General features: G+C 68.4%; 18 protein-coding genes. 9 read left to right on the top strand and 9 right to left on the bottom strand.

Annotated features, from left to right (window positions below):
* Positions 1–65: 65 nt before the first annotated feature.
* The 3 genes from IBL26_RS10065 to aceA all read right to left on the bottom strand — a co-directional run bounded on the left by IBL26_RS10065 (position 66) and on the right by aceA (position 4,936).
* Positions 66–2,606: a carbohydrate-binding domain-containing protein gene (locus tag IBL26_RS10065; protein WP_187784347.1), complete on the bottom strand. Its 2,541-nt coding sequence runs from the start codon at positions 2,604–2,606 to the stop codon at positions 66–68.
* An 821-nt stretch (positions 2,607–3,427) separates the two neighbouring features.
* The gene (locus IBL26_RS10060) at positions 3,428–3,589 is read right to left on the bottom strand and encodes a hypothetical protein (RefSeq protein ID WP_187784346.1); all 162 of its coding nucleotides are present in this window, start codon (positions 3,587–3,589) and stop codon (positions 3,428–3,430) included.
* A 12-nt stretch (positions 3,590–3,601) separates the two neighbouring features.
* On the bottom strand, positions 3,602–4,936 hold the full coding sequence (gene aceA / locus IBL26_RS10055; protein ID WP_187784345.1) for an isocitrate lyase: 1,335 nt from the start codon (positions 4,934–4,936) through the stop codon (positions 3,602–3,604).
* A gap of 143 nt (positions 4,937–5,079) precedes the next feature.
* Here aceA and IBL26_RS10050 point away from each other — a divergent pair, with 143 nt between their 5' ends.
* The 6 genes from IBL26_RS10050 (at position 5,080) to IBL26_RS10025 (ending at position 10,803) form a co-directional block, all read left to right on the top strand.
* Positions 5,080–6,468, top strand: a complete 1,389-nt coding sequence (locus IBL26_RS10050) for a helix-turn-helix domain-containing protein (RefSeq protein WP_187784344.1) — start codon at positions 5,080–5,082, stop codon at positions 6,466–6,468.
* Positions 6,469–6,518: 50 nt separating this feature from the next.
* Positions 6,519–7,004, top strand: a complete 486-nt coding sequence (gene parS / locus IBL26_RS10045; RefSeq protein ID WP_241749227.1) for a type II RES/Xre toxin-antitoxin system antitoxin — start codon at positions 6,519–6,521, stop codon at positions 7,002–7,004.
* Positions 7,001–7,507 (top strand): RES family NAD+ phosphorylase, encoded by a 507-nt coding sequence (locus tag IBL26_RS10040; protein WP_187784342.1) that lies wholly within the window; start codon positions 7,001–7,003, stop codon positions 7,505–7,507. The genes parS and IBL26_RS10040 overlap by 4 nt, the downstream gene beginning before the upstream one ends.
* A gap of 118 nt (positions 7,508–7,625) precedes the next feature.
* On the top strand, positions 7,626–8,867 hold the full coding sequence (locus IBL26_RS10035; protein ID WP_187784341.1) for a YbfB/YjiJ family MFS transporter: 1,242 nt from the start codon (positions 7,626–7,628) through the stop codon (positions 8,865–8,867).
* A 77-nt stretch (positions 8,868–8,944) separates the two neighbouring features.
* Positions 8,945–9,424, top strand: a complete 480-nt coding sequence (locus IBL26_RS10030) for a DUF4126 domain-containing protein (protein ID WP_367615406.1) — start codon at positions 8,945–8,947, stop codon at positions 9,422–9,424.
* Positions 9,421–10,803 carry an FAD-containing oxidoreductase gene (locus tag IBL26_RS10025; protein ID WP_187784340.1) on the top strand — a complete coding sequence of 461 codons (1,383 nt, stop codon included), beginning with the start codon at positions 9,421–9,423 and terminating at the stop codon, positions 10,801–10,803. Before IBL26_RS10030 ends, IBL26_RS10025 begins: the two co-directional genes overlap by 4 nt.
* Before the next feature lie 247 nt (positions 10,804–11,050).
* Here IBL26_RS10025 and kdpC read toward each other — a convergent pair whose 3' ends face one another.
* From kdpC to kdpF, 4 genes are read right to left on the bottom strand one after another with little or no spacing between them, the layout of a single operon-like run.
* Positions 11,051–11,614 (bottom strand): potassium-transporting ATPase subunit KdpC, encoded by a 564-nt coding sequence (gene kdpC / locus IBL26_RS10020; RefSeq protein ID WP_187784339.1) that lies wholly within the window; start codon positions 11,612–11,614, stop codon positions 11,051–11,053.
* 3 nt (positions 11,615–11,617) lie between these two features.
* Positions 11,618–13,678: a potassium-transporting ATPase subunit KdpB gene (gene kdpB / locus IBL26_RS10015; RefSeq protein WP_206684185.1), complete on the bottom strand. Its 2,061-nt coding sequence runs from the start codon at positions 13,676–13,678 to the stop codon at positions 11,618–11,620.
* Positions 13,679–13,690: 12 nt separating this feature from the next.
* The gene (gene kdpA / locus IBL26_RS10010) at positions 13,691–15,388 is read right to left on the bottom strand and encodes a potassium-transporting ATPase subunit KdpA (RefSeq protein WP_187784338.1); all 1,698 of its coding nucleotides are present in this window, start codon (positions 15,386–15,388) and stop codon (positions 13,691–13,693) included.
* Positions 15,389–15,391: 3 nt separating this feature from the next.
* Positions 15,392–15,478 (bottom strand): K(+)-transporting ATPase subunit F, encoded by an 87-nt coding sequence (kdpF, locus tag IBL26_RS26070; RefSeq protein WP_187784390.1) that lies wholly within the window; start codon positions 15,476–15,478, stop codon positions 15,392–15,394.
* A 238-nt stretch (positions 15,479–15,716) separates the two neighbouring features.
* On the opposite strand from kdpF, the gene IBL26_RS10000 reads away from it, so the two are divergent.
* The 3 genes from IBL26_RS10000 to IBL26_RS09990 all read left to right on the top strand — a co-directional run bounded on the left by IBL26_RS10000 (position 15,717) and on the right by IBL26_RS09990 (position 20,012).
* The gene (locus tag IBL26_RS10000) at positions 15,717–18,395 is read left to right on the top strand and encodes a sensor histidine kinase (protein WP_187784337.1); all 2,679 of its coding nucleotides are present in this window, start codon (positions 15,717–15,719) and stop codon (positions 18,393–18,395) included.
* Positions 18,392–19,090 (top strand): response regulator, encoded by a 699-nt coding sequence (locus IBL26_RS09995; protein WP_187784336.1) that lies wholly within the window; start codon positions 18,392–18,394, stop codon positions 19,088–19,090. Before IBL26_RS10000 ends, IBL26_RS09995 begins: the two co-directional genes overlap by 4 nt.
* A gap of 142 nt (positions 19,091–19,232) precedes the next feature.
* Complete coding sequence (locus IBL26_RS09990; RefSeq protein WP_187784335.1) at positions 19,233–20,012, top strand: class I SAM-dependent methyltransferase; 780 nt, start codon at positions 19,233–19,235, stop codon at positions 20,010–20,012.
* Positions 20,013–20,027: 15 nt separating this feature from the next.
* On the opposite strand, the gene IBL26_RS09985 is transcribed toward IBL26_RS09990, so the two are convergent.
* Positions 20,028–21,332 (bottom strand): NAD(P)/FAD-dependent oxidoreductase, encoded by a 1,305-nt coding sequence (locus IBL26_RS09985; RefSeq protein ID WP_187784334.1) that lies wholly within the window; start codon positions 21,330–21,332, stop codon positions 20,028–20,030.
* Between the two features lie 30 nt (positions 21,333–21,362).
* Positions 21,363–21,929 carry a LysE family translocator gene (locus tag IBL26_RS09980; protein WP_241749225.1) on the bottom strand — a complete coding sequence of 189 codons (567 nt, stop codon included), beginning with the start codon at positions 21,927–21,929 and terminating at the stop codon, positions 21,363–21,365.
* Positions 21,930–21,937: the final 8 nt, after the last annotated feature.

Here is a 21,937-nt window from a genome sequence, read left to right as displayed (position 1 = left end):
GCCCCGTGTGTTTCATACGCAAACGATGATGGCGTGCTCAGCCAGTCATCGAAATCAGCCCGACCTCAGCTGATAAAGATGTGGTCGGTGACCACCATGGCAGGCGCCACGGCGTGCTGCGGGTCATCCTGGTATGAGACGTCGAACGTCACCGTCCCGGACTTCTCCATCGGTGCGCTATCACCGGTGGACACACCGTTCAGGCGCACATCCTCGACATACAGGTTGCGGTCGTGGTTGTGATCGCCGCCCCAGACATCGTTGAGGTACTCCACTTCCACCACATGCGTGTCCCGCGCGGAGACATCGCCCAGATGGATCTCCATGCCGCCGCTCTCATGGCTGGCCGAGACGTTGCCATGGAAGGCGGTGACGCCATCCACGGTCACGATCGCCTTCGGATCTCCGCGCCAGGAATCGGCACCAAGCCAGATGGAGAGCGAGACACTGCCGGCCGGGTCGAGCGGCTTGGCCGGCGTCGTGTCTGTCGGCGGAGTGACCACCGGGGTGCCGCTGCCATCCGTGCTGGAGGACGGGGTGCCCGGCAGCGTGATCTCCGGCGTCGTCACCACAGGGGGGATGACGACGGGCGGAATCGTGATCGGCGGGATCACCACCGGCGGCGTCACCGGAAGGGTGGGCGAGATGTTGATCGTGCCCGGCGCGGCCAGCGCGAAGGTCGGGTCACGGGCAAAGTCCGCCGCGGTGCTGAAGGGCGCGTTGTCGGCCACCAGCGCCTCGTACGCGGCGGCGGCCTCGGCCGAGCCGGTCAGGTGCGCGATACCGGCGAGAGTGGCGAGTGCGAGCTGCGCGTAGTCGCCCTGGCTGTTGTCCCAACCCTGGTTGTTGGACCAGCCATGCGCGTCCGTCTGCGCACCGATCTCGGCCCAGGTCTGGTACGGCTTGCCGCTGCCATCCGCGATGGCGATCAGGTAGGCGGCGCCGTCATGCTGGTCGAAGCCCTGCCCTTCATGCGTGAAGCGACCGACCAGGAAGTTGGTCTGCCATTCCAGGAAGGTCAGCGCATCGGCATTGCCGCGGCTGGCGGCGGCGATGACGGTGGAGGCGAAATAATCCTGCTGCCACGGCGGCATGGCACCATCGACGCCGTAGACGCCGGGCAACCAGCCATGCGCCTCGCCCTGCTCCGCCGTCCATTCCGGGATCTTGGAGACAAGCCAGGACCAGTTGGCTTCGGAGGCTTCGGTGAAGTAGGCCTTCTCGGCGCTGCCATCCGGCGCGGCCCAGGCGGCCTCGTCGATCTGGCGCAGCGCCCAGGCGGCGCCGCGCACCTGGTTGCCGTCGACCACGATGTCGTTGGCATTGGCGCGGTCGGACGGCCACTGCGCCACGATGTTCCAGCTGGCCTGGGCGTTCAGGTTGTCCAGCATCCAGCGCTGGCCGGTCATCAGGTACGGGACGTAGGACAGGTCCGGCTGATGCGCGGAATCCAGGTCCCAGCCGGAGCTGTTGCCGATCTGCTGCGTCAGGCCACCCGAGGAGGCATCGCCAGCCGAGCCGGTGCCGCCGCGCTCATCCGTCCATAGGCTCGGATAATCTTCGGTGCTGAGCCAGCCCTTGTTGGCGGTGTCCCAGAGATGCCAGGTGACGGCGCTGGCGGTCTCGGCCTGACCCAGCGCGTAAGCGGCGGCGCGCGGGTCCTGGGACATCAGCCAGGCGGTGTTGGATTCCGTGGTGATGCCGATATCGGCACGCGCGCCGGTGCCGGGCATGAACTGGCTGACTTCGTTGGTCGCCAGCGGGTCACCCCAGCCATTGGACTGGGTCGCGGTGGCGAAGCCGTCCAGCATCGTGTCCGAGATACCGACGGTAAGGTCGTAATGCGCAACCGCGCCGGTGGCCTGCAGATGCGCGATGTCCTGACGGATGTTCAGCCAGCCTTCGGCGGGATCGCCCAGGCCCTGGCCGCCATCGGTACCGTTGGACGAGTAGCTCTGGTGCCAGTTCTGGTACTGAGCCTGGTTCACATGCTCCTCAGCCACCACCTGGCCGTCCATGGAGACGGCGACCTTGTAGTTGACCCGGCCGCCATCGGTCCCCATGACACCGTCATTGTTGAACTGCGCCTCGACGCTCATCCCGCCGCCCTTGAAGGCGGTGACGTCGAAGATCAGGCGCTGGGAGCCATCAAGCGGGATCTCGACCCGCGCCTGGGTTGCCAAGTCGCCCTTCTGCCAGAAGCTGGCAGTGCCGTCGGCGAGCGCCTGCTTCAGCGCGGCCAGAACGTCGACATGGGTGGTCTGGCCCTGGCTGGTGAGATCCACCGCAAAGGAATGGCTGTTCAGGGCCGAAGAGAGATCGATCGGCGTGGAAGCGGTGGCGGAGGCCACCGTGGACAGGGCGACATCCACGATAGCCCCTGCCGGGAGGTCGGGACGAGCCATGGACAGCACGGCCATTTTGACCGAGCCATCGGCATAGGTCGTCTTAACATCCATTTGCACCGGGATGTCGACGCCGTTCACCGTGGCGACAAGGCCAGCCTTTGCGCTGACTTCGCCCTGGGTGAAGACCTGTCCGAATGTCGTGATGCCGCCCGCAAGGGTATCGGCCCCGGCATTCTCCAGGTTCAAATCAATCTGCATCCAGGATAAATCCTTCGAAGAAAAACCTTGGGAAGTTCGTTGTGATCTCAGTACATAATCAATAAAATTGATTCGTTATTGAATCCACGTTCCCGACCAAGACTCAGCGCCAAACTGTCAAGACTCTGGCACCGGGGATTTGATCCCACAATTCTGTGAGGATTGCAATATCGTCGAAAAATCTTACAGTTATGCAATTCCGATGCGTAAACATAATGTTCGGCTCAGGCCCGGCGCCCCGCCTCATCCGGCTGGAGCGGAGCAGTGAGAGCCAGTAGATGCAAAGCCGGGCGACGAGACCGCTGTTGGTAAGGTTAGGTATTTGTCGCCATTTCTTCACAGGAGTTACTGGCGGCTCCCGGCTTCGCTTGACGATTGCTTGCCGAGTCCGAACGCTCAGTGAGCCTTGGCTTGGCAGGCGCCTGGGCGGTCTGAATCACGACAATTCAACAGGTTCAACGCGGCATCTGCAGCCCTGCCGGGGCATCGCAGGCAGCATTGTGCGGCGCAGCATAGCTGACCTGCATCTGTAGATGTCTGCTGAATGGATGGTCACGGCCTGAAAGGGCGGGCCGGACAGGCAGGCCGACGTTACCGCGTCACGCGGAAACGGGCCGAAGCCTGATGAATCGGAAAGACCGGGGCGGCTGATCCAATACTCTGGGCCGCCACCCGCCATCGCCACCGATATTCAATCCGGAATCGATTTATTTGACGCCGCGTAACGCACCGTCACGCCTCAGGCCTCAGCGGGGGCGCGTCAACGCAAACGGGCCACCGCCTAAGCGGTGGCCCGTGCCGGGCGGCGATCCGTGGAGAGTTCAGCCTTCCAGATCGTCGTCCCGGTAGGCGGTGCTCGGCGTTGGGATCAGCGAGGTATCGGGCGGGCCCGGCAGGCGGTGCGGCCGGGCTGCCACGGCGGGCTTGGCGGCCCAGTGATGGTGGTGCACCAGCCCGTCGTCGAAATCCTGTTCGTGATCCATGGGAGGCATCCTCTACTTGGCCATCGCCGGGGCGGCGGGGGCAGGGTGATGGTCGTGGAACTGCGCGGCCTCGGTGCTGCGGGCCATGGCGGTGGTGCTCGATGTGCCGCCGGAGGCCGCCGTGGCCACCGCGTCGAAATAGCCGACGCCGACCTCGCGCTGGTGGCGCGTCGCGGTGTAGCCATCGGCCTCGGACGCGAACTCGGCCTGCTGCAGCTCGGAATAGGCCGCCATGCCGCGGTCCCGGTAGCCGCGCGCCAGGCGGAACATGCCGTGGTTGAGGCTGTGGAAGCCGGCCAGAGTGATGAACTGGAACTTGTAGCCCATGGCGCCGATCTCGCGCTGGAAGCGTTCCGCCTGCGCCTCGCTCATCTTCCGCTTCCAGTTGAAGCTGGGGGAACAGTTATAGGCCAGCAGCTTACCCGGGTACTCGCGGTGGATGGCCTCGGCGAAGGCGCGGGCGTCGTCCAGGTCGGGCTCGGAGGTCTCCCACCACAGCAGGTCGGCATAGGGCGCATAGGCCAGGCCACGGGCTATGGCGTAGGCTTTGCCGATGCCGGGCCTGATGCGGAAGAACCCTTCCGGTGTTCGCTCGCCACTGATGAAGGGACGGTCGCGTTCGTCGATATCGGCCGTCAGCAACTGGGCGCTCTCCGCATCGGTGCGGCAGAGCAGCACGGTAGGCACGCCCTCCACATCCGCGGCCAGGCGCGCGGCGTTCAGGGTGCGGATGTGCTGGCTGATCGGCACCAGCACCTTGCCGCCCAGGTGGCCGCATTTCTTCTCGCTGGCCAGCTGGTCCTCGAAATGCACGCCGGCGGCGCCGGCCTCGATCATGGCGCGCATCAGCTCATAGGCATTCAGCGGGCCGCCGAAGCCGGCCTCCGCATCGGCGATGATGGGGGCCATCCATTCCGTGCGGTCGCCCTGCCCTTCCAGATGCGCGATCTGGTCGGCGCGGCGCAGCGCGTTGTTGATCCGACGCACCACCGTCGGCACGGAGTCCACCGGGTAGAGCGACTGGTCCGGGTACATCGCCCCGGCCGAATTGGCGTCCGCCGCCACCTGCCAGCCGGAGAGGTAGATCGCCTTTAGCCCGGCCTTCACCTGCTGCAGCGCCTGGTTGCCAGTCAATGCGCCCAACGTGTTCACGAAGGCCTCGCTGTGCAGCAGCTGCCACAGGCGGCGGGCGCCGTTCTCCGCCTGGGTGTGGCGGATGCGGAAGGAGCCCGCCAGGCGCTCCACCTCCGCCGGGGTGTAGTCGCGGCGGATGCCGGCGAAGCGGTCCGCACTGCCGGCGGCGTTAGCGCCGTCAGGGGCGTAGCAAGGGGCCGGGTTGTTTGGCATCGTCGTCTCCGTGTCATGTGGGCCGTTTGGCTGTGTGAATCATTCACGTTGCGGCCCTGAAGATCACCCGGCAAAGTCAGAAGATGCCTGCAAGAAGGTCTTCGCCTTCACAGACCTCCCTGTAAAATCGTAAAGGTTGTAAAATGGCGCGCCCGCTGATTGGCCGTACGCTGCGCCGCCTGCGGCAGGAGCAGAGCCTGACGCAGCAGGCCCTGGCCGGACGGCTTGGCATCTCCGCCAGCTATCTCAACCTGATCGAGCACGACCAGCGGGCGGTGACCGCCTCGCTGCTGATCAAGCTGGGGCAGACCTTGCAGGTCGACCTCGATTGCCTCTCCGGCAGCCAGGAGCGGCAGTTGGAAAGCGGGCTGCGGGAAGTGCTGGCCGACCCGATACTGGGGTTGGAGGAGTTGCCGGACGGTGAGATCCGCACCCTGGCCGCGGGCGCACCGCAGGCAGCGCGCGCCATGCTGGCCCTGTATCGGGCGCTGCGCGTCGCGCGGGAGGATTCCAGCGGGCTGGCGCTGCCCAGCGGCCGCCGCATCGTGCTGCCGACGGAGGAGACGCGGGACTTCTTCCACCAGCAGGCGAACCACTTCCCGGCGCTGGAACAGGTGGCCGAGACGATCGGCGAGGAACTTGGCGCCGCGCCGGCGGAACTGAATCACGCCGTCGCGGAACGGCTACGGCGCGTGCATGGCGTGCGGGTGCGCGTCGGGCCGCTGGAAGGCAGCCTGCGCCGATACGATCCGGCTACGCGCCTGCTGGAACTTTCCGAATTCCAGCCACGCGAGAGCCGCGGCTTCCAGATGGCCTTCCAGCTGATGCTGCTGGAAGCGCGGGATGCCGTGGAGGCCATCCTGGCCCCGGCCGCGCCGACGACGACGGAGGCGGCGGCGTTGTTCCGCATCGGCCTGCTCAACTACGCCGCCGCCGCGCTGCTGATGCCGTATGGCGCTTTCCTAGCCGCCGCGCGGACGTTGCGGCATGACCTGGACCTGCTGGCGGCGCGCTTCGGCGTCAGCTTCGAACAGGCGGCGCACCGGCTGGCGACGATGCAGCGCAGCGGCCAGCGCGGCGTGCCGTTCTTCTTCCTGCGGGTGGACCCGGCGGGGAACGTGGACAAGCGCTTCTCGGCGGCGGGGTTCCCCTTCGCACGCTTCGGCGGTTCCTGCCCGCGCTGGGTGGTGCATACCGCCTTCGCCACCCCCGGCAGCATGCGGGTGCAGGTGGCGGAGCTGCCGGATGGCGCCACCTTCCTCTGCTTCGCCCGCACCCTGACCGGTCCGACCCAGCGCTGGGGGGAACCGCCGCCGATGCATGTGGTCGCCATGGGCTGCGACATCGGCCGGGCGGCGGAGGTGGTGTACGCGGACGGCATCGCCCCGGCCGAGGCGAAGATCGGCATCGGCCTTTCCTGCCGCCTGTGCGACCGCGCCGAGTGCCGCAGCCGCGCCTTTCCGCCGTTGGAGCACCGCCTGACCCTGGACCCGAACGAGGAGAGCACGACACCCTGGCGCTTCGAGCGTTGAAATGGCGGCGACAGATGTCATATTGAATGCGACAGATGACGGAGGCTCCGATGGCAGCGATCGCTGGCACCGCCCCGGCGGCGGGCGAGGCCATGGAATTGCAGCGGGTGGCCGCGCTGCTGGGCGGCAGCCGCGTATTGCGCCACCCGCTGAATGGCCCGCTGGATGCGCATGAGCTGTTGATGCAGGGGCTGCCCGGCACGGCCCTGCGGCATCTGGTGGACAACCTGCTGGTGCTGCGGAAGACCGCCTCGCTGGAAAAGGCCGTCGGGATGAGCCTGCGGACCTTCCAGCGGCGGCGGGAGGCGCCCTCCAAGCCGCTGAATGCCGAGCAGAGCGGCCGGGCCTGGAAATTCGCCAGCATCCTGGCGAAGGCGACATTCGTGCTCGGCTCCCAGGAGGATGCGGAGCAGTGGCTGGAACGGCCGGCGATCGGGCTGGACCAGCGGCGGCCGATCGACCTGCTGGCCACGCCGGCGGGGATCGAGCTGGTGGAGGATTTCCTGCAGCGGCTTGAGTACGGCGTCTACGCTTGACGCCGCTGCCCGCGCCGCTTGGCCAGGGCGGGCTGGTCGCCTGGCGGTTGGACCAGGCCCGCTTCACCACCAGTTGGGATAGCGGCGAAGGCGCCTATCAAGTCGGCGGGCGCTGGAACAGCCGGGGCGTGCGGGCGGTGTATTGTTCGCTCGACCCCTCCACCGCCATCCTGGAAGTGGCCTTGCACAAGGGCTTCAAGGCGCTGGATACGGTGCCGCATGTGCTGACCTCGCTGACGATCGGCGAGCCCGCCGCCGTGCATGTGGTGCGGCCCGCCGATGTACCGAACCCGAACTGGCTGCGCCCGGGCATCCCCAGCGCCGGACAGCAGGCATTCGGCGATGCGCTGCTGGCGCGGCACCGCTTCGTGGCCATTCCCAGTGCCGTCTCGACGCGGAGCTGGAACCTGATCTTTCTGCGCGCGGACGCGGCTACGGGCTACGTCGTGCAGGACCAGGAGGCCTTCGCGCTGGATACACGGCTGCACCCGCCCGCCACCTGAGCCTGGCATCCAAGCTTCCGCATGGCAGGGATCGCCCCGGGTGGCGTGCGTGCCGGGGCGGGCCGTGCGATACCGCTGGCAGTCGACCGAGACGCCCAGGCCAGGAGAGAGACCCAGCATGACGGCCCCCTACGCCCCCCGCCGGGATGCATCCCCGGCTGTCATCGCACTGGCGGGGGCGTTGTGCCTGTCGGCCGCCATGGGCATCGGGCGTTTCGCCTTCACGCCGATCCTGCCGATGATGCTGCATGACGGCGTCATCGACCTGGAAGGCGGCAGCCGCCTCGCCACCGCCAATTACCTGGGCTACCTGCTGGGTGCGCTGTCCTGCATGGCGCTGCCGGCGCTGCGGCGGCGGATCGGGCCTAGCTTTCCCGGCAGCGCGGCACTGGTGCGCTACGGGCTTGCCATCACCACGCTGCTGACGCTGGCGATGGTGGCAACCATTCCGGCGCTCTGGACGCCGCTGCGGTTCCTGGCCGGCTATGTCACCGGCATCGTCTTCGTCTGTGCCTCCGGCTGGTGCCTGGGGCAGTTGGCGCGGCTGGGCCGGGCGTCGCTGGGGGGCATCATCTATACCGGGCCGGGCATCGGCATCGCCGTCTCCGGCCTCGCCGCCAGCGCCATGGCGTCGCACGGCCAGAGTTCCGCCACCGCCTGGGGCGTGTTCGGGCTGCTGGCCGGCTTCCTGACCTTGGTGATCTGGCGCGTCTTCCAGGGCCATGACGCACCGCCCCCGCCGGCCATGCCGGGCCGGACCGGCGAATCCGGCTTCTATTCCACCGAACAGTTGCTGTTCGTGCTGGCCTATGGGCTGGCTGGCTTCGGCTACATCATCACCGCGACCTTCCTGCCGGTGATCGCGCGGGAGGCACTGCCCGGCTCCACCCTCAGCAACTACTTCTGGCCGGTCTTCGGCTTCGGCGTCATCGCCGGGGCACTGATGACGCGGGTGGTGCCGCTGCGGATCGACCGGCGGCTGCTGCTGCTGGGCTGCTACGTCATCCAGGGCCTGAGCATCCTGTTGCCGCTGGCCTGGCCGACCGATGCGGGCTTCGTCGCCGGCAGCCTGCTGCTGGGGCTGCCCTTCACCGCCATCACTTTCTTCGCCATGCATGAGGCACGGCGGCTGCGGCCGGCCCAGGCCACCAGCCTGATGGGCCTGCTAACCGCCGTCTACGGCATCGGGCAGATCGCCGGGCCGCCGATGGTGGCCATCCTGCTGGGCCGCGCCGCCAGCCATGCCGCTGGCTTCACCCTGTCGCTGGAAGTCGCGGCAGCCAGCCTGGGGCTGGGCGCGCTGCTCTACCTGCTGCTGTACCGCGCCTTCCCGCTGCAGGCGGGCGCCGCGCCGAAATAGACCGGCTGGCCACGGCCCTGCTGCGGAGAGCGCGGCGAAGCTGTTAGGCTCTGGCCGAATCGCGCGGAGGGCGGAGCGTGGAACTCTGGCTGGCGGCTTTCATCATCGGCATCGTGGCCGGCCTGCGGGCGATGACGGCCCCCGCCGCCATCGCCTGGGGAGCGGCGATGGGTACCCCGGCGCTTGGCGGCACTCCCCTCGCCTTCCTCGGCTACGCCTATACGCCCTGGGTCCTGACCCTGCTGGCGGTGGGTGAACTGATCACGGACCAGTTGCCCAGCACGCCCAGCCGCAAGGTGCCGCTGCAATTCGGTACGCGCCTCGTGGTTGGCGCCCTCTGCGGTGCGGCACTGGCGTTGCAGGGGCAGGCGGGCTGGGGCGGCGCGGCCTGGGGTGGTGCCGCGGCCGGCCTGCTGGGCGCCTTGGCCGGCACACTGGGTGGTGCGGCCACGCGCGGCTGGATGGCCGCCCGCTTCGGGCGGGACCTGCCTGCGGCATTGATCGAAGACGCGGTGGCCATCATCGCCGCGTTCCTGGTTGTCTGGAGCCTGCGATGAAAGAATTCGACGCCATCATCATCGGGGCCGGCCAGGCCGGGCCACCCATGGCCGCGCGCATGGTCGAGGCGGGCATGCGCGTGGCGCTGGTGGAACGCGACGTGCTCGGCGGCACCTGCGTCAATCGCGGCTGCATGCCGACCAAGGCGCTGGTGGCCAGTGCGCGCGCCGCCCATGTCACCCGCCACGCGGCGCAATGGGGCGTGCTGGCCAGCGGGCCGGTCGGCGTCGACATGAAGCGGGTGCGGGCGCGGGCAGCGAAGGTCACCACCGATGCGCGCGGCCGGCTGGAATCATGGTTGGGAGGCATGCAGGGGCTGACGCTGCTGCACGGGCATGCGCGCTTCCAGGACGCCCGTACCATCCGCATTGGCATGGAGGCGCTGACGGCGCCGCGCATCATCCTGAATGTCGGCGCACGGACGCTGGTGCCAGCCATCGCCGGCATCGACCGCGTCGATCACCTGACGAGCAGCAGCATAATCGAGCTGGACACGCTGCCGGAGCACCTGCTGGTGGTGGGCGGCAGCTATATCGGGCTGGAATTCGCCCAGATGTACCGGCGGTTCGGCGCGGAGGTGACGGTGGTGGAGCGCGGCGAGCGGCTGCTGCCGCGCGAGGACGGGGATATCAGCGAGGCCATCCGCGATGCGCTGGAAGCGGAGGGCATCGTTATCCATACCGGCGCCGCCTGCATCGGCCTGGCACCACATCCGGACGGCATCGCCCTGCAACTGGATGGCGGCAGCGGCGAGCCCGCCGCCATCGGTTCCCACGTGCTGGTCGCCACCGGGCGGCGGCCGAACACCGATGGGCTGGGGCTGGATGCCGCCGGCGTGGCGATGGACGCGCGCGGCTACATCACCGTGAACGACGAGTTGGCGACCAACGTGCCCGGCATCTGGGCGCTGGGCGATTGCAACGGGCGCGGCGCCTTCACGCACACCGCCTACAATGATTTTGAGATCCTGGCCGCCAACATGCTGGATGGCGACAGCCGCAGGGTCAGCCAGCGTATTCCGGCCTACGCCCTGTATATCGACCCACCCCTGGGCCGCGTCGGCATGACGGATGCACAGGCGCGGGCCACTGGCCGGAAGCTGCTGTTCTCCAAGCGCCCCATGACCCGCGTGGGGCGGGCCATCGAGAAAGGGGAGACGCAGGGCTTCATGAAGGTTGTGGCGGATGCGGAGACCCAGCAGATCCTGGGTGCCGCCATCCTGGGCGTGGAAGGCGACGAAGCCATCCACGGGTTGCTGGACGCCATGCATGCCGGGACACCCTTCCCGGTGCTGCGCTGGGCGGTGCCGATCCATCCGACCGTGTCAGAGCTGATTCCGACGTTGTTGGGTGGGTTGAAGGCCGCGGAAGAAGGGTAAACAAGGAAGGCCGGGGAAGGAATTCCCCGGACCCCTTCCTTTCTTTTTTTGTTTTAACGAGCAGTTGCCGGCAAAGCTGGCCCGCTGCTCCATTTCGGTCAGTTGGGCTGGAGGGCGATGATTTCCAGCATCTGTGGGGCGTAGCCCTGAGTGGCCTTATATCAATGGAACCAACCCTCCGGTTCCAGACCACACTCCAAACTCGCAGAAAAAAGATGGGGCCCGGGGGAATTCCTTCCCCCGGCCTTCACCTCCCCGAACGATCCGCCGCATCCAGCGCACGGTTGAGCGCCAGGACATTGACGCGGCGTTCTCCCAGGATGCCCAGTTCCCGGCCTTCCACATGCTCGGCCAGCAGCGCGCGCAAGCGGGGCACCGGCATGTTGCGGGCGGCGGCGACGCGGGCGATCTGCCGCTCGGCATTCTCCGGGCTGATATGCGGGTCGAGGCCGGAGCCGGAGGCCATGGCGGCGTCGGCCGGCACAGGGGCAGGGCCGGCGGCAGCCACGCGCTCCCGCACCGCATCGACCAGCTTGGCGCTGGTGGGGCCGAGCTGGGAGGCCGCGCCAGCGGCGGCGTCGTAGCCCTCACCGGCGGCGGAAGGGCGGGGGTGGAAGTAGCGCGGCGCGGTGAAGGACTGGCCGATCAGAGCGGAGCCGATGACGCGGCCATCCTGCACGACCAGGCTGCCGCCGGCCTGAAGCGGGAAGATGGCGCCGGCGATGCCCGTCATGGCGAAGGGCATGGCCAGACCGAGCAGGCCGGTGAACAGCAGCACCGTGGTCGCAGCGGGGCGAAGGATGTTGGCCATGGCTCAGAAAAATCCCAGCAGGGTGAGGATGACGTCGATGAGCTTGATGCCGATGAACGGCGCGACGATGCCGCCCAGCCCGTAGATTAGCAGGTTGCGCCGAAGCAGCGCGGCGGCGCCCACGGGCGTGTAGCGCACGCCGCGCAAGGCCAGCGGCACCAGCGCCACGATGATCAGGGCGTTGAAGATGACGGCGGAGAGGATGGCGCTTTCCGGGCTGGTCAGCCGCATCAGGTTCAGCGCCTGCAGTTGCGGGTAGGAGGCGACGAAGATGGTGGGCAGGATGGCGAAGTACTTGGCGACGTCGTTGGCGATGGAGAACGTCGTCAACGCACCGCGGGTGATCAGGAGCTGCTTGCCGATCTCCACCACCTCGATCAGCTTGGTCGGGTCGCTGTCCAGGTCGACCATGTTGCCGGCCTCGCGCGCCGCCTGCGTACCGGTCTGCATGGCGACGCCGACATCGGCCTGGGCCAGGGCGGGCGCGTCATTGGTGCCATCGCCGGCCATGGCGACGAGGCGGCCTTCGGCCTGGGCCTCGCGAATGTAGCGCAGCTTGTCTTCCGGGGTCGCCTCGGCAATGAAATCGTCGACGCCGGCTTCGGTGGCGATGGCGGCGGCGGTCAGGCGGTTGTCGCCGGTGACCATCACGGTGCGGATGCCCATGCGGCGCAGCGCGGCGAAGCGCTCGCGGATGCCGGGCTTGACGATATCCTTCAGCTCGATGACGCCGAGCAACCGGCCCTGGTGGGAAACGGCGAGCGGAGTGCCGCCGCTGCGGCCGACGCGCTCCACATCCTGCCGCACCGCCGCGGGTAGTTCGGCGCCGATGGCGGCCGCCAGGGCCTCGACCGCGCCCTTGCGATAGCTGCCATCGGCGGTGTCCAGGCCGGACATGCGCGTCTGCGCCGTGAAGGGTACCACCTTGGCATCGGCGGGCAGCACCGGTATCGGCAGGTGGTGATGATCCCGCGCGAAGGCGACGATGGAGCGGCCTTCAGGGGTCTCGTCCGCCAGGGAGGACAGCAGCGCGGCCTCGGCCAGCCGGCCGGCCTCGACGCCCGGCGCGGGGTGGAAGGCGGCGGCCTGGCGATTGCCCAGGGTGATGGTGCCGGTCTTGTCCAGCAACAGCACGTCCACGTCCCCGGCGGCTTCCACCGCGCGGCCGGACGTGGCCATGACGTTGAAGCGCACCAGCCGGTCCATACCGGCGATGCCGATGGCGGAGAGCAGCCCGCCGATCGTCGTCGGGATCAGCGTGATCAGCAGCGCAGCCAGCACCGGCACGCCAGGCGGATTACCGTTCCAGGACGCGAGGCCGACCAGGCTGACCACGGCGATGAGAAAGATGATCGTCATGCCGGCCAGCAGGATGTCGAGCGCGATCTCGTTCGGCGTCTTCTGCCGGGATGCGCCTTCGACCAGCTGGATCATCCGGTCCATGAAAGTGGAGCCTGGCGCGGCCGTGATGCGCACCACGATCCAGTCGGAGACGACCAGGGTGCCGCCGGTGACGGCCGAGCGGTCGCCGCCGCTTTCACGGATGACGGGCGCGCTTTCTCCGGTGACGGCGGCTTCGTTGACGCTGGCGATGCCTTCGATCACCTCGCCATCCGAAGGAACCAGGTCGCCGGATTCCACCAGGACGATGTCGCCGCTGCGCAGGTCGGTAGCCGAGCGTGGTTGCCAGAGGCTGCGGTCATCGGCGCGCAGCAGCAGCTTGGCGCGCGCATCGGTGCGCGCGCGGCGCAGGCTCTCCGCCCGGGCACGGCCCCTGCCCTCGGCCACTGCTTCCGCGAAAGTGGCGAAGAGCACGGTGAACCACAGCCAGGCGGCGATGGCGGCAAAGAAGCCCCACGCCTCCCCCCGCACCAGCGCCGCGACGGACAGGATGGTGACGAGGATGGAGACGACCTCGGTGACGAAGATTACCGGGTTGCGGATCAGCCGCGCCGGGTTGAGCTTGACCAGCGCATCGCCTGCCGCGCGCAGCAACAGCGCGCGGTCGAGCAGAGCGGCGTCGCCGCGCGGAGCCACCGTGGCGGCTTGCATGTTGGTGTCCATGATTGCGGGACCTCAGAAGGTCTGGCCGGCGAGCATGACGAAATGCTCCGCCAGCGGACCGAGGGCGAGAGACGGCAGGAACTGCAGCCCGCCCAGGATCAGGATGACGCCGGCCAGCAGCCCGGCGAAGAGCGGGCCATGCGTCGGCAATGTGCCAGGGCCTTCCGGCGATTTCACCTTGGCAGCCAGGCTGCCAGCGATGGCCATGACCGGGACGACATAGGCGAAGCGGCCCAGCAGCATGGCGATGCCGAGGGTGGTGTTCAGCCAGGGCGTATCCGCCGTCAGGCCACCGAAGGCGGAACCGTTGTTGCCGGAGGCGGAGGTGTAGGCATAGAGCATCTCGGACAGCCCGTGCGGCCCGGCATGCGCCAGGGAGGCGACGGCCTGCGGCAGCACCAGCGACACGGCTGTGAAGCCCAGGATGGTCGCCGGCAGCACCAGCACCGCCAGCATGGCCAGCTTGATCTCCCGCGCCTGGATCTTCTTGCCGAGATACTCGGGCGTGCGGCCCACCATCAGCCCGGCGACGAACACCGCCAGCAGGGCGAAGATGAGGATGCCGTAGAGGCCGGAGCCGACGCCGCCGGGCAGGACCTCGCCCAGCTGGATCAGGAACATCGGCACCAGTCCGCCCAGCGGCGTGAAGCTGCTGAACATGGCATTGACCGCGCCGCAGGATGCGCCGGTGGTGGTGGCGGTGAACAGCGATGCCAACGCCAGGCCGAAGCGGACGTCCTTGCCTTCCAGGTTGCCCTGTGCGGGATCGACGCCCAACGCGGCCATGATGGGATTGCCGGAGGCCTCAGCGGCGTAGATGGCCAGCGTCGCCACCAGCACGAAGCCCAGCATGACCAGCATCAGGGCTCGGCCCTGGCGAAGATCGCCGACGATGCGGCCAAATGTCAGGCAGAGCGCGAAGGGAATGACAGCCTGGGACCAGATCTGCAACGCGGTTGCCAGCGCGCTTGGCCCCTCGAACGGATGCAGCGAGTTGACGCCGAAGAAGCCGCCGCCATTGGTGCCGAGATGCTTGATGGCGATCTGGAATGCGGCCGGGCCCAGCGGGATGGTTTGCGCCGCGCCTTCCAGCGTGGTTGCGCTGGCGTAGTCGGCGAAGGTCTGCGGGACACCCATGGCAACGAAGGCCAGGCCGACGACCGTCGCCATCGGCAGCAGTACGTACAGCGTGACACGGGTGAAATCCGCCCAGAAATTGCCGAGATCGCTGACGCCGCCGCGGGCGAAGGCGCGGGAGACCGCCAGGGCCAGCGCGATGCCGGTGGAAGCGGAGAGGAAGTTCTGCACGGCCAGGCCGGCCATCTGCGCGAAGTAGGAGATGGCGGCCTCGCCGGAATAGGCCTGCCAGTTGGTGTTGGAGACGAAGCTGACCGCGGTGTTGAAGGCCAGCCAGGGCGACAGGCCCTCGAAGCCGCGCGGATTCAGCGGCAACATCCCTTGCAGGCGCAGGATGAGGTAGAGCAGCAGGAAGCCCGCCGCGTTCACCGCGAGCATGGAGATGGCGTAGAGCCGCCAGCCCTGGCCCTGCTGTGGATCGATGCCGCCCGCCCGGTACATGAGGGTTTCAACCGGCCGCAGCCAGCCAACCCGGCCGGAGGCGACGGCGGCGATGTAGCGGCCGAGCGGTATCGCCACCGCCAGGATGGCGGCGACGACGAGGGCGATCTGCGCCCATCCGATCAACGTCATGGATCACAAATCCTCAGGGCGCAGCAGCGCCCATAGCAGATAGGCCAGCAGGCCCAGGGAGACGGCGGCACCCAGGATCAGGTCGAACATGGTGGTCAGACCCGTTCGCAGGCGGCGGCATAGGCCGCCATGAGCCCGAAGAAGCCGAGGCCCAACGCCAGCAACAGAATGTCGGTCATGAAGGATTCTCTCGGGGAGCGGACAGGTCATCCTGTCTCGGAGCATCATTCTGTTAGGCGCGCGGCCCGCAAAAATGCGATGCGGGATTGGGTGGCGGCTTATAAAGGCCGCATAAAAATTGCGCGTTTCTGGGCATGGCCGCGTTGTGATGCCGCCTCTGTCGGCCCGCCGGGGCAAGGGCTATCCTGCCTCCATGGCCGATGAACCGCCCCGACCGGACCCGGACACCCTGCTCGCCCTGGCGGCGAAGGAAGGGCGCGGGCGGCTGAAGGTGTTCCTGGGCGCCGCACCTGGCGTCGGCAAGACCTTCGAGATGCTGAGCGAAGGCCGCAGCCTGAAGGCCACGGGCGCCGAGGTGCTCGTCGGCCTGCTGGAAACCCATGGGCGGGCCGAAACCGCGGCGCAGCTGGGCGCGCTGCCGGTGCTGCCCCGCAGGCGCATCGCCTATCGCGGCCAGGCGCTGGAGGAGTTCGATCTGGACGCGGCGCTGGTGCTGCGGCCGCAGGTGCTGCTGCTGGACGAGCTGGCGCATAGCAACGCGCCGGGCAGCCGCCATCCCAAGCGTTGGCAGGATGTCGAGGAATTGCGCGCCGCCGGCATCGAGGTCTGGACGACGATGAATGTCCAGCACCTGGAAAGCCTGTCTGAGGATGTGGCGCGCATCATCGGCATCCGCGTGCAGGAAACCGTGCCGGACCATGTGCTGGCGGATGCGGATGCGGTGGAGCTGATCGACATTCCGCCGGCGGAGCTGCTGGAGCGGCTGCGCCAAGGGAAGATCTATCGTCCCGAACAAGCCGCTCGGGCGCTGAAGGGTTTCTTCCGCGAGGGTAATCTCGCGGCGCTGCGGCAGATTGCGTTGCGCCGCACGGCGGACCGGGTGGATGCCGACGTCACCGGCTATATGCGCGCCAACGCCATCGCCGGGCCATGGCCGGCCGGCGACCGCGTGCTGGCATTGATCGGCCGCGATGCCACGGCGGAGGATGTCGTGCGGCAGGCACGGCGCATCGCCGATGTGCTGCGCGCGCCGCTGCTGGCCCTGCATGTGGAAACCGCCAGCGCCACCGATCGCTTCGACCCCGCCCCCGCACTGCTCCTGGCTGAGCGGCTGGGCGCGGAGGTGGAGACCACCGTGGCGCGCGACGTGCCACCCGCCGTGCTGGCCCATGCGCGGGCCCACAACGTCACGCATATCGTCATCGGCCGGGGCCGGCCGGCGGGCTGGCGGCGGCTGACCGGACGGACATTGACAGCGACGCTGATCCGGCAGGCGGCGGATTTCACGCTGCACCTGATACCGGCGCCCACTTCCGTTCCGGGGCGGGTGCGGGCGGAAGCTAGGGGCCTGCCCGGCTGGGTTGGCTGGGCGGCGGTGCCAGTGCTGGTATGCCTCGCCACCGGGGCCAGCCTGGTCGCGGATGGCGCGGTGCCGGAAGGCGGCCTGGGCATGATCTACCTGGCCGCGGTCGTGGCCCTGGCGGCGATGTTTGGCCCGATGCCGGCAGCGGCTGGCGCATTGCTGGCGTTCCTGGTGTGGGACTTCCTGTTCCTGCTGCCGCGCTTCACCTTCGCGCTCTCCGGCATCCAGGAGGTGATGGGGGCGGCCATCTTCTTCTGCGTCGCCTTGCTGCTGGCGGGCACCACGGGCGGCCTGGGCCGTTCGGTGGCGACGGCCCGCGCACGCGTCTTCGGGCTGCGGCGGTTGATCGAGCTGTCGCGCAAGGTCAGCGCCGCCGGCTCGGCCGGTGATCTGGTGGTGGTGGTGGCGCAGGAAGCGGCGGGGCTGTCCGGCCGGCCGGCCTGCGTGCTGTTGCCGCTGGATGGCGAGCCGGTGGTGCGGGCGGCCCGGCCGGTGGATATCGAGCCGGACACCGCCTCGATGGCCGCCGCACGCTGGGCGCAGGCCAAGGGTACTCGCGCCGGCTTCGCCACGGACGCACTGCCCTCGGCGGACTGGCAGTTCCGGCCGATGCGGACGGCGCAGGGAACCGTCGGGTTGGTCGGGCTCCGGATGAGCGGTATGGCCACGCCGATGGATGCCGAGCACGACCGGGCGCTGGATGCGTTGCTGGACCAAGCCGCCATCGCGCTAGAGCGGGCGCAACTGATGGCGGATCAGGCCCGCAACGCCGCGCGCGCGGAGACCGAGGCATTGCGATCCGCCCTGCTCGCTTCCATCGGTCATGATTTGCGCACGCCGCTCACGTCCATTCGCGGCGCGTTGGAAACCTTGCGCCTGTCCGGTGAGGCTTTGCCGCTGGCCGCACGCGATGACCTGCTGGCGACGGCGGAGGAGGAGACGATCCGCCTCACCCGCTATCTCGGCAATATCGTCGATATCGTCCGGCTGGAGCACGGCCAACTGCAGCCGAAGCGGGAACCGGTGGATCTGGGCGATGCGGTGCGCACCGCCGCCGAGCGCATGATGCGCAGCAGCGGCCGGCGGATCCGCTGCGACATCGCCGAGCGGCTGCCGGCGCCGCGCCTGGATGCGGCCTTGATAGACCAGGTACTGGCCAACCTGCTCGATAACGCCATCAAGTTTTCTCCGGCTGAAACCGAGGTGGTGGTCGCCGTACGGCGCGATGGGCCGCAGGTGGCGATCACGGTAGAGGACCAGGGAAGCGGCATCGCACCCGACATGCTGATCCATATCTTCGACCCATTCTTCCGCGTCCGCAGGGGAGACCAGGCACCCGCCGGCACCGGGCTGGGGCTGGCGATCTGCCGCGGACTGGTGCACGCCATGGATGGACGCATCGCGGCGGACAGCCCGATCCGCGACGGCAAGGGAACCCGTATGACTGTGCTGCTGCCCGCATGAGAAATGACGGCCCCCGCATCCTCGTCATCGACGACGAGCCGCAGATTCATCGCTTCCTGGGGCCGGCCCTGACTGCCGCAGGCTATGAGCCGATCCGTGCGGAAAGCGGGCATGATGCCTTACGGCAGGCGGCCACGCGCAATCCCGCCCTGATCCTGCTGGATCTCGGCCTGCCGGATATCGACGGCCACGCGCTGCTGCCGCGCCTGCGGGCGTTCTGCGCGGCACCTGTCATCATCGTCTCCGCGCGCGGGGACGAGGCGGGCAAGGTGGCGGCATTGGATGCCGGGGCGGAGGACTATGTCGAGAAGCCGTTCGCGCTGGCCGAGCTGCTGGCACGCATCCGCGTCGTGTTGCGGCGGGCGGGCGCCACCGAGGTCGCGGCGAACCAGACGCCGATGCGGATCGGGCCGCTGACCATCGACCTGGACCGCCGGTTGGCACGGATCGATGAGGACGAACCGCTGCATCTGACGCCGCGTGAGTGGAAGCTGTTGACGACACTGGCGCGATCGCAGGGGAGGGTCATGACGCAGCACCAGTTGCTGAACGCCGTGTGGGGTCCGGCGCATGTGGAGGACGCGCAGTATCTGCGCGTCTATATCGGCCACCTGCGGCAGAAGCTGGGCCGCGTGGCGGGCCTGCTGCGGACGGAACCCGGCGTGGGGTACCGCTTCGGCGAGCTGGACCTGTGATCCCACGTCCGACGGCCCTCCGCCTCCACTGTGCATGAGCGGCATCTGCACCGCGCCCGGCAGCGGCGTCCAGACGTGACGAGGCTTGTTGGCCGCCGCCGCTTGCGGTAGTGCGCCGCATCCGCGCCAGGGGACGGCCCGCATGCACCAGGGTAATTTCAGCCTCAAGGAAGAGATCCGCGAGTACTGGACCAAGCGGGCCGAAACCTTCGACCAGTCGCCCGGGCACGGCATCCGCCCCGGGGCGGAGCGCGACGCCTGGGCCGCGTTGCTGGACCGCCATATGGGCCCCGCCCCCGGCGCCCGCCACGTGCTGGAGCTGGCCTTCGGAACCGGGGAGGTGACGGCAGTGCTGCTCGGCCTTGGCTGCGACGTCACCGGGCTGGACCTGACCGAGGCGATGCTGCTGCGTGCCCGCGCCAAGCACGCCAACGCGAAGCATGTCCGCCTGTACATGGGCGATGCGGAAGATACGCGGGAGCCGGCGGGTCGGTATGACGCCGTGGTCAGCCGCCATCTGGTCTGGACGTTGGTGGACCCGGCGGCTGCGTTCCGCGACTGGTTCCGAGTGCTGAAGCCGGGCGGACGCGTCGTCATCATGGATGGCGACTATGTGCGGCTGTCGCCCGTCGGGCGGCTGCGGCTGGCAGTGTCCGACTGGCTGAGCGCGCGGCAGGGCGCCACGGGCCCGGCCGTGGACCGCGCCACGCATGATTCAATCCTGAGCCGCGTGCATTTCAGCGGTGGGCTGCGGCCGCCTGCCCTGCGCGCCATGCTGGAGGACGCCGGCTTCACCGACTTCCGGGTGGAGAAACCGTCCGGACCCCATGCGGCGCAGCGGCAGGGCGCGCCGTTGCGCCAGAGGCTGCGGATCGGCGTCTGGAACAGCTTCGTGCTGTCTTGCGCCAAGCCGGGCGCCTAGGCAGGCGGCTAGCCGTCAGGCGCCGGCGGGGGAAGGAGCCTTCTCCGGCATCTCTGGTCCCAGGCCGCGCTTGTGCAGGGCGGAGAGGACGAAGAACACGGTCTTAAACGACAGGATCGGCAGGGTCGCGCGCAAATTGCCGCGCAGGTTGCCTGCCAGCATGTTGATGATGCCATCCCGCATCCACAGCGTGTTCTTCGGTGCCATGAACAGCGAGCGCATCACCGGGTCGTTGACGCGGTAGATCAGCCAGCTGATGCGGTCCATCGCCTGGGCGAGCTCGCGGTTGGTCCGCGCCGCCAGCTTCTGGCCGCGTGCCGGATTGTCCAGCCACGCATCGGCGGTTTCCGCGCCTAGCTCCCCCGCCGTCATCGCCATCAGCACGCCAGTCGAGAACATCGGGTCGACGAAGCCATAGGCATCGCCGATCATCAGGAAGCCATCGCCATGCCCCTGGCGGGCGCGGTAGCTGTAATTGGCGGTGCTGTAGATCTCGGACACCATCTCCGCATCGCGCGTGCGGGCGGATACCATGGGGCTGGAGGCGATGCGGCTTAGGAACAGCTCCTTCGGTGTGCCGGTACGGCCCTTCCAGGCCGCCTGATTGCCGACGAAGCCGATGCTCATCACGTCGCCGGGCAGCGGTATCAGCCAGAACCAGCCATCCTCGGCCAGGTGGATGCTGATATAGCCGTCCAGTTCACCCTCCCGCCGGGTCACGCCCTTGAAATGAGCGTAGATGGCGGCCGTGTTGTTGTACTTGTTGGAATCCTTCACCTTCATCCGCGTCGCCATGAAGGTGTCCCGCCCGGACGCATCAAGCACGTAGCGCGGCTGCCATTCCAGCGTTTCCCCGGCGGCGGTGCGCGCGGTCACGACCGAGCGTGCGCCACCGGTGCCGAGGCGGATATCGGTGACGCGGGTTTCCTGCCGGGCATCGGCGCCGAGCTGCATGGCGTTGTTGAACAGCAGCGCATCCAGCTCCGCGCGCTTGACCTGCCAGGCATGGGTGCGGTCCCGGTTCAGCGCCAGGGCGAAGGGAAAGGCACAGCTGCGGCCGGTGCGGTCGGAGACGAACTCGGCGCCCGGCTTGTGCACGCCGATCGCGCGGACCTGCTCCAGTACCCCCAGACGCTCGAAGATATCCAGGTTGCGGGGCAGCAGGCTTTCGCCGATATGGAAGCGGGGATGCGCCTCCTTTTCCAGCAGCACGACCTTGCGGCCTGCCTTGGCCAGGAAGGCCGCGGCGGTGGAACCGGCAGGGCCGCCGCCCACCACCAGCACGTCTGGCTGGCCGGCATCCAGTGCGGGTTGCATCATGGCGTTCTCTCCGGTCCTGGACGCTGCGGCTCAGCGCATCAATGGCGACATGACGATCAAGGCAGCGAACAAGCCGATGGCGGCGGCCCCTACCCGGGGCACCAGCCGGGCCACCCCGCCGGCCTGCGCCAGTCGGCCGATACCGGCCCCGACCATGATCCAGCAGAAGCCCACCAGAGCCAACATGGCGACGAAACCCAGCAGGTAAACCCACACACCGGCCGTTCCGAACGGAATGACGCCGAGCGCGAAGATGATCGCCTTAGGGTTCAGCAGGGTGGTCACGAATAGCTGGCGCGGGCCGATGCCCGCGGCATCCGCCCGGGCCACCGCACCCTGCCGCCACAGCTTCAGCGCCAGGGCGAACAGATACGCGCCGACAGCCAGCCGCAAGGCGATGCTGATCGCGGGCGAGGCCGCTACCACCGGCCCCAGCACCAGGCCAAGCAGCAGGATGGAGATCAGGTAGCCACAGGCCTCCGCCGGCAGCAGCACCAGGGAGCGCCGCAGCCCCACGCCGGCGCCGGACGTGGCCAGCAGGGTGTTGGTAGGGCCAGGCGTGCCGAGAATCGCCAGCACCGCCAGGGTGAACAGCAAGGGGTCTT

It is taken from the genome of Teichococcus aerophilus (assembly GCF_014490485.1).
In the GTDB taxonomy this organism is placed as follows: Bacteria; Pseudomonadota; Alphaproteobacteria; order Acetobacterales; family Acetobacteraceae; genus Pseudoroseomonas; species Pseudoroseomonas aerophila.
This window is presented reverse-complemented; position numbering and strand designations above follow the sequence as displayed.